The organism is Chachezhania antarctica, assembly GCF_003646465.1.
Taxonomy (GTDB): domain Bacteria; phylum Pseudomonadota; class Alphaproteobacteria; order Rhodobacterales; family Rhodobacteraceae; genus Chachezhania; species Chachezhania antarctica.
Genome location: NZ_QZEX01000019.1, coordinates 15,222 through 28,319 on the forward strand (window position 1 = coordinate 15,222; position 13,098 = coordinate 28,319).

The following is a 13,098-nucleotide window of genomic DNA, read 5'->3' on the forward strand; positions in this document are numbered from 1 at the left end:
TTTTGAACGTGAAGTAGGTCAATTATCCATTTCAGCAAAACGTGTATTGCTGGTCTGTCAGAAATCCAACATAGCTGACCGATGATACTCAAAACGCGCCTTTTTGTGCTTACTCTTTTGATTGGCGTTGTTCTGGCGCAAATCAGTCATGCGTCCATTTCAAGCGTGGATTCAGGGTCTTCGATGGTCATGCAAAGCGATTGCTGTCCAGATGACTGCCCGGACATGCCGGAATGCGATGCTGCTTGCATTTCGACGATGCAATGTCGGGTAGCCCCGATTGTGCTGGGGCTGAAACGAGCAACTCTAGCGAGCTTGCCGAGCCCCGGAAACGCAGAGTTCTCACGGGCCGAGGCGGCAGCGCACCGACAACATGCGGACATTGAGCTTCAAAGACCGCCCAAGGCATGACGGGTCAGGTGTCTTTCGCACCAAAATCCACGCGCCGATGTAACGTATAGACTCAGGGTCGATACGATGGCTGGCGTTCCCGTTGCCCGTCAAAATAGGCGTATCATGCTCCGTTATATCCCCACCTTTCTTGCGACCCTCGTGGTTGCGACCCAGCTCTCCGTGCCGATAGCACAGGCGGCTGCATCTGATTACAACCTTGTTCTCGTCGAAACGACCTATCCCTTCGGAGACGGCGCGGTTCTGGAGCTTCGTCTGATTGATACCCGCACCAATGCGCCCGTCGAAGGCGCCGTCATCTTTGCCACAAGGCTGGATATGGAGCCGGACGGCATGGAGACGATGACTTCGACGGTCTTGGCGTTGCCCGGCGAAGAGCCGGGTCTCTATCGCTTTTCCGCCGATCTGACGATGGACGGAAACTGGCGGTTTTCCGTTGCGGCCAAGGTGCAGGGCGAACCTGAAACTGTTCAGGCGCAAATCGTGCTCGAGGTGCTGCCATGAGCGTCTTTGGCAAATTGGTGCTTATCGGCGTGGTTGGCGGCGCGGCTGGATGGGCGGGCCTCGCGGCAGGCGTCAAGGGTTGGACGCCTGCTATGCTGGCAAATGTGGCGCAGACGCAATTCACCGCGCTGATGGGACGGCAAGCTGAAGCAATGCCAGCCGCAACCCGAACGCCGACAGGCCCGGTCATCTACTACCGACACCCTGACGGTCTCGCCGAATGGTCCGCCGCGTCGACCGAGACTGCCGATGGAAAGTCCTTTTTGCCGGTCCTGGCGAACGAAGACGTATCGTTTGATCCAGAGGCGATCACGCCTCTAGAGGCAGAGAGTGGCGAACGAACCCTACTCTACTACCGCCACCCGATGGGCCTGCCTGATACGTCGCCGGTGCCAAAGCTGGATTCCATGGGGATGGACTACCTGCCCGTCTATGCCGACGAGGTAAGCGATGCCGGATCAGTGACCGTATCGCCCGGCAAGCTGCAACGCACGGGCGTGCGTACGTCAATTGCAGTGTTTGATCCCATGGCAACAACAGTGCGTGCGCCGGGGATCGTCGCGCTGGACGACCGTAGAGTCAGCGTCATTTCATTGCGTGCGGATGCGTTCATCGAAGAAGTTGAGGATGTAACGACCGGATCAATCGTTGAAGCGGGCGAACCGCTGGCGATGCTCTATTCCCCAGAGGTCGTCGCCGCTGCGGCGCAATATGTTTCCGACCTTCGGGGCGGTGAAGGGAGGGTCGAAGGCAGCCGCCAAAGGCTGGCAAATCTGGGCGTCCCAGCAGCCGTCATCGACAAGATCGCGGCGGAAAGGCGTACGCCGGTGCAAATCACTCTGATGGCACCGCGGTCGGGCGTGGTACTCGAACGGATGGCCGTCGAAGGCATGATGTCAGAGGCTGGAGAAACGCTGTTTCGTATTGCCGATACATCGGTTGTCTGGGTCATGGCGGACGTGCCGGAATCTGCGCTCGCGGGCCTTTCGGATGGAAACGCTGCGACGATCACCTTCCCAGGCCTGCCGGGCGAGACCTTCAGCGGCCTGATCGACAAGATATACCCTGAAGTCGATATGCAGACCCGGACTGCACGCGTCCGCATCGATCTGTCCAACCCCGAGGGTCGCTTGCTGGTCAACATGTTCGCGGATGTGGTTTTGGCGACGGGCGACGGTGCGCCCGTGGTGCAGGTGCCGGAAACGGCGGTGATCGACACCGGCGATCGCCAGGTGGTGATCCGCGATATGGGAGAGGGGAAATTTGTGCCGCAGGATGTGGTGCTGGGGCGGCAGGCCGCCGGGATGGTGGAAGTCCGCGAAGGTATTGCCGAGGGCGACCGGATCGTCACCACCTCGACCTTTCTGATCGACGCGGAGAGCAACCTGAACGCAGCCCTGGCTGCGCTGACCGCCCCGGAGGCAGTCGAATGATCGCGCGTGTCATCGAATGGTCCGCCCGCAACCTTGTTCTGGTGTTCTTTGCCACGGCCCTGATCATCGCCGCAGGGGTCTGGTCACTGCGCAACTTGCCGATCGACGCTATTCCCGACCTGTCTGACGTGCAGGTGATCGTGCTGACCGATTATCCGGGCCAGGCTCCGCAGGTCGTCGAGGATCAGGTCACCTATCCGCTGACTTCGGCGATGCTGACGGTGCCGCGATCCCGCGTCGTGCGGGGGTTTTCGTTCTTCGGCATTTCCTTTGTCTACATTATCTTCGAGGACGGCGTAGACCCCTATTGGGCACGGTCTCGCGTTCTGGAATACCTGAACGCCGCGGCAGCCCGCCTGCCGGACGGCGTGACGCCCACGCTCGGTCCCGATGCGACCGGGGTCGGATGGGTTTACCAATACGCGATCACCGGAGAAAATCTGTCGCTGGCCGAATTGCGGTCGTTGCAGGATTGGGTCGTCCGCTTTGGTGCAAGCCGTGCCGAGGGCGTGTCCGAAGTGGCCAGCGTCGGCGGCTTCGTCAAGCAATACTCGGTCACGGTGGATCCGGTGCGGATGCGGGCGCAGGGGTTCACGCTGTCCGACATCGGCAAGGCCATCTCTGAAAGCAACATGGACACCGGCGGGCGCACGGTAGAGCTTTCCGAGTTCGAATTCATGGTACGCGGACGGGGCTATCTGTCGGGGACCGAGGATATCGGCAACATCACCCTGCGCAGTATCGGCGGCGTCCCGATCAGCCTGCGCGACGTGGCGCGGGTCGAAATCGTCCCCAATGAACGCCGCGGCATCGCCGAGTTGAACGGTGAGGGCGAGGTGGCCAGCGGCATCGTGCTGCAACGGGTGGGCGCCAATGCACTGGACGTGATCGAAAACGCCAAGTCAGAACTGGATGTGGTTGCTCAAAGCCTGCCGGACGGGGTCGACATCGTGCCGGTCTATGACAGGTCCAACCTGATCCTGTCGGCAATAGAGACGCTGAAAACAACGCTTCTCGAAGAAAGTCTCGTTGTGGCCGGGGTCACGATCATTTTTCTGTTGCACGTCCGGTCGGCCCTCGTAGCGATCATCATGCTGCCTATCGGATTGCTCATGGCTTTCACCGCGATGAAATTCCTCGGGATCGGGGCCAATATCATGAGCCTCGGCGGCATTGCCATCGCCATCGGCGCAATGATCGACGCCGCCATCGTGATGATCGAGAACGCGCACAAGCAACTGGAACGTGCTGCCCCCGACAAGCCCCGCATCGAGGTGCTGATCGAAGCCGCAAGCGAGGTCGGCCCGGCACTGTTCTTCAGCCTGCTGATCATCACCGTATCGTTCCTGCCGATCTTTGCACTGGAAGGACAGGAGGGACGCATGTTCGGCCCGCTGGCCTATACCAAGACGTTTTCGATGGCGGCGGCGGCGTTCCTGTCGGTGACGCTGGTGCCTGCGCTGATGGTGGTCTTCGTGCGCGGCCGGATCATCCCTGAACACAGGAATCCGGTGAATCGGGCACTCATCGCCGTTTACCGCCCAATCATCCGCGCCGTGCTGAAGGCCAAAAGTCTCACGATCATAGTGGCTCTCGCCGCACTGGTGGTCACGATCTGGCCCGCGCGGCAGTTGGGGTCAGAGTTCATGCCCGTCCTGAACGAGGGCACGCTGATGTATATGCCGACCACTTTGCCCGGTCTGTCAGTCACCAAGGCCGCCGAGTTGATGCAGACGCAAGACCGCATCATCAAGACCTTTCCCGAGGTCCTGACCGTCTTCGGCAAGGCGGGCCGCGCCCTGACCGCGACCGATCCCGCGCCGACCGAGATGTTTGAGACGATCATCCAGCTCCGGCCGGAAGACGAATGGCGGCCCGGTGTGACGACCGAAAGCCTGCGGCAGGAAATGGATGCCGCCCTGCAATTTCCCGGCGTATCGAACGCTTGGACTATGCCGATCCGCGCCCGGATCGACATGCTGTCCACCGGTATCCGCACGCCGGTCGGTATCAAGGTTTATGGCACGAGTCTGACCGAGATGGAGAAAGTGGCTCGTGAGGTCGAAGCCGTGGTACGCACGGTGCCGGGAACGACCAGCGCCTATGCCGAACGGGTGATCGGCGGCTATTACCTCGACATCACCCCAGACCGTACAGCGCTTGGCCGCTACGGTCTGTCGGTGCAGGATGTGCAAGAGGTAATCGGCATGGCGTTGGGGGCCAAGGCCATCACGCAGACCGTCGAGGGGCGCGAGCGCTACGACGTCGCAGTGCGCTATCCGGCGACACTGCGGTCTGATCCGGAGACGATTGGGCGCGAGGTTCAGGTTGCACTACCGGGCGGTGGCACCATTCCGCTGGGGGACGTGGCCACCATTGAACGCACCCGCGGAGCTACGTCGATCCGCACCGAGAACGGACAGCTTGCCGTATATATCTTTGTCGATATCGTCGGACGCGATCTGGGCGGCTATGTGGCCGAAGCTCAGGCGGCGGTCGCGGCCTCCGTCACTCTGCCACCCGGCTATTCTTTGGGCTGGAGCGGTCAGTTCGAATACCTTGAACGCGCGAAACAGCGGCTGGCCACTGTTGTGCCGCTGACGCTGGCGCTGATCTTTCTGCTGCTTTACCTAAACTTCCGCCGCCTGACGGAAACCTTGATCGTGATGCTGTCGCTGCCTTTCGCTCTGGTCGGTGGCATTTGGCTCATGTGGTTCATGGGCTTCAACATGTCGGTTGCGGTGGCCGTCGGGTTTATCGCGCTGGCCGGGGTGGCGGCTGAAACCGGAGTGATCATGTTGATCTATCTCGATCAGGCGTTGAATGAAGCGCGTGCCCGCGCGGGCGACAGGGACCTGACCCGCGACGAGCTCCACGCCGCGATCATGGTGGGTGCAGTAGACCGCGTGCGCCCCAAGATGATGACAGTTGTCGCAATCATGGCCGGCCTAATGCCGATCCTTTGGGCGCATGGCACCGGGTCCGAGATCATGCAGCGCATCGCAGTGCCCATGATCGGGGGAATGGTGTCGTCAACCTTGCTGACCCTGATCGTCATTCCGGCGGTTTATGCCATCATCAAAGGGTGGAGCCTGAAGCAAGCCGGTACAGTGCCTGATTTGGCCCTCGGGCGGGCCGCAGAATAAGGGCAACGGCGTCAAGCAAGCAATAGGATATTGAGATGTATGCTCGAAACCTATGGAGTCACCGCGACTTCGACCATGCGGATTGTAGTGTCCCCGTCCCCGCCGCCGGTCGGCTGCGTCCAGGCCACAAACGTACCGGCGTCTCCGCGCGCCATTCGGGGAAAACCGATCGATCCGCCGCCCCGATTGATATGGAGCGCCTGAGGCGCTGCGCATCCGGTACTTCGCGATATGTGGCACATGACGATCGCTTCACTGCCTCCCACATATTCAATCCAGAGCGCCAATGCGCTTCCATCCGGCATTTGCAGAACATCCACCCGTCCCGCGGCTGTGCCGAGGTCAATGCGGAGCGGTTCGTCAAACTGCGCGCCGCCATCGTCCGAAAACGCGATATAAACCTCCGGTTTATTCTCAGCTGCAGTGAACCAGATGACGGACACCTTGTCGTCCATCGTATCAACAGCTGGGCCATTTACGGGGCAGCCGGCAATTTCCCATCCGTCGTCGTGAACAGTGAGGGGTTGCGTCCAGTCCCCTCCGGTAGATCGAACAATCGAAATGTCGCGGATTTCATCGGCGGTTCGATCACGATAGACCACCACGATATCGCCCGAAGCGGTCCGCGCTGCGGACGTCTGACAACAAGTACAAGCGCGCGCGTCCAACAGGCTTTCTGGCTTCATCGTTCCGTCAGAGTTGATCTGTCGTGCGCGCAGCTGCATCGCATTCTCGAAGTTTTCGCCTTCTGTTTGACTGTCATACTCCCGGCCATCCAGCCACAGCGCCGTCAACCCACCAAACTGATCGGGAACCAACGAAACAAAACCGTGCTCGCGTTGTGATCTGTCATCATGGGGAACAAGCGGTTCCGTCCAGCTTCTGCCTTCATCTTTAGAAAAAGCGATATTGACGTCATATTGGTAATCACCCTCCCCATTCAGTTTAAGCCATTGTGCCGCCAGGCCGCCATCAGCCAGCACCGCTACCGATGGAAAATCGGCCCAGTTGATGTAAATCTTTGACGATTTATGAATTGTGCGAGCGTCCGACCACTCACTGCCATCGAGGATGGCCATGCGAACTTCAGATTCGGCTCCTTTTTCTTCTGTCCAGCTCAATATGATCCGGCCATCCGGCAAGGTTGCAAGTGATGGTTCACGGGCGCCGATGCCGACCGGTGCTGCGCGGTCGGTCAATCTAAAGAGGCCGGTTTCCTCGGCATGAGTTGCGGTGGAAGATCCGAAAAATGCAGCAAGGATCAGAATCGATGCAGCGAGACACTTACTCATCTAGAGAATTTTCCCCAACAGTTGTCGCCATGTCGCAGCGAACAGAATGGTAGTTACCCGCGAACCAATTCCACCCTTTTGACCGTCGAAACGGCTCAATATATCCCGTTGGCACGCTGCAATGCACGAATGTAAGACACGATATCGAGAATATCTGATCGCGTCACGCCTTCAACCGCTGGCATGTTACCAAATTTCCAATGATGCGCCCGAACTCCATTTTGAGCCGCGAGGACAAACGCCATGTCGCCGTGATGGCTCGGCTCATAGATCTTGTGTACGAGCGGTGGAGCGACGCCATCCTGACCCTGTCCATTCAGGCCGTGGCAGGCGGCACAGACCGCATCATAAGCACTTGCGCCAATTTGCTCCTGCTCGGTCAAGCTGCTTGGCAGCTTGACAGTTGCAAGCGCACCTGCAGGGAGCACCCTGCCCTCCTCCGTCCGGGTGCCCGTTTGGGAGTCTGTTTGCTGCTTGAAATACCATCCCGCCGCAGCAATGGCGACCAGAGCAAAAAATATCGCGGCCCATCACATTCTATCAGACTCCTTCATGATGTTGCGATCGCCCCCTGTCTCTTCACAGACAAAGCCGGGTAACTCAGTGTAGCTTCCTCGAATTGGCTGACCTCTTCCAGCTTGGGGTTGTCTGCCTGAGCTTTCCCCGATCGCTGAATCGATCCAGTGAAAAAGGTCGTGATTTCCTGGTACCGGATCCGCGTGTCTTCCAGCGTCTGATAGTAACTGAAGAGCTCTTTCAGCGGTGCCGAGAAGTCCTTGTGTGCTGCCAGGACGGCCACCAACGCGCCGAGTGTAATGCGACCTTCGATGACAAAATATCCACCCAAAGAGTAGAACAGGAATGGCGTCAGCGCGGTCAGAAAATTGTTGAGGGCCTTGATGAAGAACTTCAGGCGGAAAATCTTCCTGCGCACGTGCTCAAGTTCTCTGAAGCTTGCACTCGCTGGGAGCAGCCCGGCCGGATAGACCTGACGTTCGCGCAATTGATCGCTGAGCTGCCTGCCAAGCTGTCGGACTTCCTTGATCCTGGTGCGCGAAAGCGCGTTGACCCGGCGCTGCAGCTTGGGCAGCAACACGAGCTGAATTGGCAGTACCGTCAGTGCGGCGGCACCCAAGACAGGGTCTTGAACGAACATGAAAAACAAGATCGTCAAAAGCGTACCGCCCTGCAGGATTGGCAGCGTAAGGACATCTGCCGCGAAGCCTCCGATGGGCTCGACTTCCTGTGCGAGAATAGGAACGATTTCACTCTGGTTTCCGAAGTCTGGATCGCTGCGCCATTGCCGATAGACCAGTAGGCGAAAGCGCCGCAGAAAACGCTCAGCGACATACCCTTTGAAGACGTTAAGGCCATATTTGTTGAGCCCATTCAGGATGATAGCCAAAAGGTAGAGACCGCAAAGAAGCATGAGGAAAGCGACCTGATCGAACTCTTGTCCCAGTATGACAATGGGGAAATGGCCTGAATCCAGAGCGTTGTTTACGATCTGTTTTGGCAGTTCCAGGGTCAGATAGAGAATAGGCATCGCGATGAGGCTAACCACGATCATCAACGCCTGCTGCCTTCTTGAATAGCGCAAGACGGTGCTGAAAAGACTTCCTTCGAGCCCTCGTATGGGCTCTGGGTGGATCGCAGGCGTGCTGCGGTACTTCCAAAGCTTCAGAATGCCGCGAATAGCAAGATATGAGCCAACGGTGATCAGCAGCGCAGGCGCCAAGACCAGTATGAGATGAATGAACGGGTGCACCCAGTCTGGCGTGACATCGTTGTAGTCGTACCCAAAGGCGGCAGCTACGTCGTGTACAAGCAGGTGATACCTGTCCGAGAGTGACATTGAAAATGTCTAACCCTTGGATTTCGGTGCGAGGTGATCGTGGACGATGATGACGCCCCACATGCCCGCTTCCCGGTGGCCGGGGATCAAGCATACGAACTCCAGGTTAGTCATATCGGAGAACTCCCAGATCAACTCGGCATTTTGTCCACTAGGGATCGAAACCGAGTTGGCGCTGTCATGCTGCATATCGGGATGTTCGCGCATCCATTGCTGATGTTTTGCGACCTCGTCAAAGGAACCGAGGAAAAACTCGTGATCCAGTCCGCCCAGATTGCTGATCAAAAAGCGGACAACTGAACCGCTCTCGATGTGGAGTGCGTCCGGCTCGAAAAGCATGTAGCCGCTTTCCGTCTCCCGTATGGATATTTCAATCGTCCTGTCGATCGAGGAACCATCACCGGGTTTCCCGATCGGATCATGGCCAGGCACTTCGAAGGCTCGCGCGTGAGGCTGCTGGCCCTTGCCACTGGAAGCGCCCACTGAAAAAGCCGGAAGGACAAGCGCAAGGGCGATGGTGCAGGTTCTCAGGAAATTCTTCATGCTCGGCTACCTCCGTAGCGCTTGATTTTATGGGATCTTCTTGCTTGCTTGGGCTAAGCGATCAAGGCGATGGGGCCGGAGTGTTTACCCCCGGCCCCATTGTTAGTAGTTACTTCATCTGCGTGACGGTCAGTTTACCCTTGACCCGGTCGGCAACGAACTCGATGTCCTGACCTTCCGCCATCTTGGCCACCATCGCCTCGTCGGCGCGGAACACCATGGTCATTGCCGGCATATCCAGGTTGACGAGAGGGCCGTGGATAATTGTGACCTTGCCGGCCTTTGCGTCGATTTTCTTGATGGTGCCGCTTGTGTATTCCACGTCAGCCTGAGCCATCTGGTCACCGACTGCGACCTCACGGTGCATTCCCGATTCGTAGTGGCCCGGGATCAGGCACGCTGCTTCGAATGTGCCAGAATTTGCGAAAGTCCAGACAACCTCGCCCGAGGCGCCCGCATCGAGACGGATACGGTTCGGATCGTCATGTTCCATGTCCATCTTGGCCATTTCGATCTTGTGCTCGGCATTACGCTCTACCGTGTCGAGGACGAATTCATGCTCCAGCTCACCCTTGTTGGTGATGTTGAAGCGGATGGTTTCGCCCTCCTTGATATCCATCGGCTCACTCTCGATCAGCATCTGGCCCTCATCGTTTTCGAGCAAAGTGACGTCGATTGTACGATCCACCTTGGCGGCGTCACCCGGCATGCCGACCATCATTGCGGCCGGCTTGTTCTCCCCATGCCCACCGTCGTGTGTACCTGCAGCAAAGGCCGGTGCTGATAACGCGATCGCAAAGCTTGTCGTCAAAAGAAGATTTCTCATTTTATTGTCCTGTAGGTTGGTTTGGTTGGAGTTGACGAAGGGCCGCTCAGCCCTTCGAGGTTGGTTTCGGTGTGAGAATGGTCTTGGGGCTGTTGTTGGAGGCAAATTCGGGTAATTCGCCGGTCCATTCGTAGGCCATCTCGCCCGGAGGATTTTCGTACCAGCCGGGATCGGAGTAATCGTCCGCGTCGATGCCGTCTCGCACCTTCACGACCGAAAACATGCCGCCCATCTCGATGGGTCCGTACGGGCCCCAACCCGTCATCATCGGGATGGTATTGTCAGGCAGCGGCATTTCCATTTTTGCCATGTCCCCCATGCCGGACATGCCCATCGGCATGTATTCCGGCTGGAATTGACGTATCTTCTGGGTCAGCGGCTTCTTGTTCACCCCGATGAACGTCGGCACGTCATGGCCCATAGCGTTCATCGTATGGTGAGATTTGTGGCAATGGATCGCCCAATCTCCCAGATGATCGGCGACGAATTCGTAGGCGCGCATCGCACCTACGGGAATGTCGATGCTGACCTCCGGCCACTGCGCTTCAGGCGGCACCCAGCCGCCATCCGTGCAGGTGACCTTGAAGTCATAGCCGTGCATATGGATCGGGTGGTTCGTCATCGTAAGGTTCCCAACCCGTACTCGCACCCGGTCGCCCTTGTTCACGACCAGCGGATCGATGTCGGGGAAGATCCGGCTGTTCCAGGTCCAAAGGTTGAAATCCGTCATCGTCATGATGCGGGGTACATAGGTACCCGGATCGATGTCGAAGGCATTCAGCATGATCAGGAAATCACGATCTACCGGCATGAATGTGGGATCCTTGGGGTGGACCACGAACATGCCCATCATCCCCATCGCCATCTGGGTCATTTCATCGCCGTGGGGGTGGTACATGAACGTTCCGGACTTCACCAAGTCGAATTCGTAGACGAAGGTTTTGCCCGGCGGGATGCTGGGATGGCTCAACCCGGAGACCCCATCCATGCCCGACGGAAGAATCAGCCCGTGCCAGTGTACCGTTGTGCCTTCCGGTAGCTTATTGGTGACGTAGATGCGCACCCGGTCGCCTTCGACAGCTTCGATCGTCGGGCCGGTGGATTGGCCGTTGTAGCCCCACAAATGCGCGATCATGCCGTCGGCAAGCTCGCGTTCTACCGGTTCGGCCACGAGGTGAAATTCCTTCACGCCGTTGTTCATCCGGTGTGGCAGGGTCCATCCGTTCAATGTGACCACAGGTGTGTAGTCCGGCCCGGAATTGGGACGCGCCGTGATCGCCGTTGCCGCACTGTCCATTTGCGCGGCTTCGGGCAATCCCATGTTCAAGGTTTGACCCCAGGCTTTCGAAGAGACCAGCGTTGCACCTGCCGCACCGGCTCCGAGTAATTGACGTCTGTTCAACATGTCAGTTCCTTTCAGTGCCCTGCGCCGCCACCGGCGGCAAGTGTTGCGCCTTCTCCACCGGCACCGGCACTGCCTGCACCACCGCCGTAAATGGCAGCGGTCAGGTCAGCTTGGGCCAAGTAGAATTCGCGTTTTGCATTTGCCGCTTCGAGAGACGTACTTAGCTTCTCACGCACGTCCTGAAGCAGTTCGAATGTGTTGGTGATCATACCGTTGTAAGACAGCAAACCTTGTTCCTCGACAGTGGTACGAAGTGGAACAAGAACATCTCGGTAATGTCGCGCAATCCGGTAGGATGCGTGATAGGCGGTTTCTGCTCCACGCGCTTCTGAGCGAACGTTGACCGCCTTTTCGGCCAACACGTTTGCAGATTGCAGATACATCAGCTCTGCTTTTCGCATGCGCGCCTGCCCAGTATCATAAATTGGAATTGCAAATTCCAATTCGAGTTGCGGTAAGGTTTCGGTTTCAGTGTTGCCGTCCTCGCGTTCCCGCTCAGCTTCAAACCCGGCAACAAGTTCAAGATCGCTCACAATCCGTGTCTTGTCCGTAAGGCCGAAAGCACGGGCTTGAGCCTCCAGTCCTAACTGAGCAACGCGCAGATCAACTCGATTTGCCAAAGCCTTGGCTTCGATGTTTGAGACACGGCCAATCGATCCCGGAAGCGGCGGCAAAGCATCAGGTACGAAATACTCAAGGTCTGATCCCCATAGCCCCATCAATCTCGTTAGGTTCTCCTTAGACCGGGCGGCGTTGAGGCGCGCCTGAGCCAATTGGCCGGCAAGCTCGGCATTAAAGGCTTGCTCCCGCGCTTGGCCCGCCTTGTTCAATGCCCCTGTCTCTCCCAATCGAAGGGCCAATTCAGAGCCAGCATCGGAGGTCGCCTTTGCTTGTCTGAGATAACTGACCGTCTCAAAAGCGGACACGGTATCAATCCAGGCGGCCCGCGTTTCAGCGGCCAGAGAAAGCGTATCGTTCACGGCTGTCAATTGGGCCTGCTGGAATGCGGCTTCTGCGATCGCCATACGCTGCTTTCGGGTCGTCGCATCCAGGATATTCGTTCGGATCAGACCTTCGATACTACGATACACTCCCAGCTCCGGAGCACCCAAGCCGAACAGTCCAATTGAAACTACTGGGTTCTCGGGCGTCGCCTGTTGCCATGCCTCAGCAGCAGACAATCCGACGTTTGCATAAGCCGCCTGTAAACCCTTGTTGTTGAGTAGAGCTACCTGAACCGCAGTTTCCGCGGAAATAGTTTTACGATAAACCATGCTCTTTACTTCACGAGTCAACGCTACGTTTTCCGCTTGGGTCTGAGCAAATGCGGTGCGTTTTCCGATCGCCGCAGCGGTTTGGCTCGACACGTTGGAAAACCCGGCTTTTTGCTCGGTATAGGCTCCGGGAACGGCTGTCGCGCAGGCGCCCAAGAGTAACGGAAACCCAACGATCACCGGGTATTTTGAAACGCGCATCAGTTGCCCTCCGTCTGTTCTTCGTTGACTGAGCGCCAATCACGTGGGCCGGTGGGGCCACGATAGGTGTAGCCGGCAAGCGGATCTTGATACCTGATTGGTGATGCGACCGCAGTATTTGTAACAGCCTGTTGGGCCGTCACGATGGGCAGTGGCGTAGGCTCGTAAGCACATGCGCCAAGTGCGAGGGCCGAAGCCCCCATAAGTA

10 protein-coding genes are annotated in these 13,098 nt (G+C 57.9%); 3 read left to right on the forward strand and 7 right to left on the reverse strand.

The annotated features are described in order from the left end of the window. Positions 1-477: 477 nt before the first annotated feature. Genes D4754_RS22280 through D4754_RS22290 form a run of 3 tightly spaced genes read left to right on the forward strand, consistent with a single transcriptional unit; the run spans position 478 to position 5,494 of the window. Positions 478-915, forward strand: a complete 438-nt coding sequence (locus D4754_RS22280) for a FixH family protein (protein ID WP_205589693.1) — start codon at positions 478-480, stop codon at positions 913-915. Next, positions 912-2,348, forward strand: a complete 1,437-nt coding sequence (locus tag D4754_RS22285; protein ID WP_007120879.1) for an efflux RND transporter periplasmic adaptor subunit — start codon at positions 912-914, stop codon at positions 2,346-2,348. The genes D4754_RS22280 and D4754_RS22285 overlap by 4 nt, the downstream gene beginning before the upstream one ends. Further along, complete coding sequence (locus tag D4754_RS22290; RefSeq protein ID WP_114276240.1) at positions 2,345-5,494, forward strand: efflux RND transporter permease subunit; 3,150 nt, start codon at positions 2,345-2,347, stop codon at positions 5,492-5,494. The genes D4754_RS22285 and D4754_RS22290 overlap by 4 nt, the downstream gene beginning before the upstream one ends. A gap of 50 nt (positions 5,495-5,544) precedes the next feature. Here D4754_RS22290 and D4754_RS22295 read toward each other — a convergent pair whose 3' ends face one another. The 7 genes from D4754_RS22295 to D4754_RS22325 all read right to left on the reverse strand — a co-directional run bounded on the left by D4754_RS22295 (position 5,545) and on the right by D4754_RS22325 (position 12,890). After that, positions 5,545-6,786, reverse strand: a complete 1,242-nt coding sequence (locus D4754_RS22295) for a sialidase family protein (protein WP_233501511.1) — start codon at positions 6,784-6,786, stop codon at positions 5,545-5,547. Between the two features lie 95 nt (positions 6,787-6,881). Then, positions 6,882-7,307: a c-type cytochrome gene (locus tag D4754_RS22300; RefSeq protein ID WP_338031164.1), complete on the reverse strand. Its 426-nt coding sequence runs from the start codon at positions 7,305-7,307 to the stop codon at positions 6,882-6,884. 29 nt (positions 7,308-7,336) lie between these two features. Next, a complete protein-coding gene (locus tag D4754_RS22305) occupies positions 7,337-8,641 on the reverse strand; it encodes an ABC transporter transmembrane domain-containing protein (protein WP_121068234.1) in 1,305 nt (434 codons plus the stop codon). A 9-nt stretch (positions 8,642-8,650) separates the two neighbouring features. Continuing rightward, positions 8,651-9,184 carry a cupredoxin domain-containing protein gene (locus D4754_RS22310; RefSeq protein ID WP_121068236.1) on the reverse strand — a complete coding sequence of 178 codons (534 nt, stop codon included), beginning with the start codon at positions 9,182-9,184 and terminating at the stop codon, positions 8,651-8,653. Positions 9,185-9,293: 109 nt separating this feature from the next. Then, a complete protein-coding gene (locus D4754_RS22315) occupies positions 9,294-10,010 on the reverse strand; it encodes a copper-binding protein (protein ID WP_037929554.1) in 717 nt (238 codons plus the stop codon). Between the two features lie 46 nt (positions 10,011-10,056). Continuing rightward, positions 10,057-11,415 carry a multicopper oxidase family protein gene (locus D4754_RS22320; RefSeq protein WP_007120886.1) on the reverse strand — a complete coding sequence of 453 codons (1,359 nt, stop codon included), beginning with the start codon at positions 11,413-11,415 and terminating at the stop codon, positions 10,057-10,059. An 11-nt stretch (positions 11,416-11,426) separates the two neighbouring features. Next, positions 11,427-12,890: a TolC family protein gene (locus D4754_RS22325; protein WP_121068238.1), complete on the reverse strand. Its 1,464-nt coding sequence runs from the start codon at positions 12,888-12,890 to the stop codon at positions 11,427-11,429. Positions 12,891-13,098: the final 208 nt, after the last annotated feature.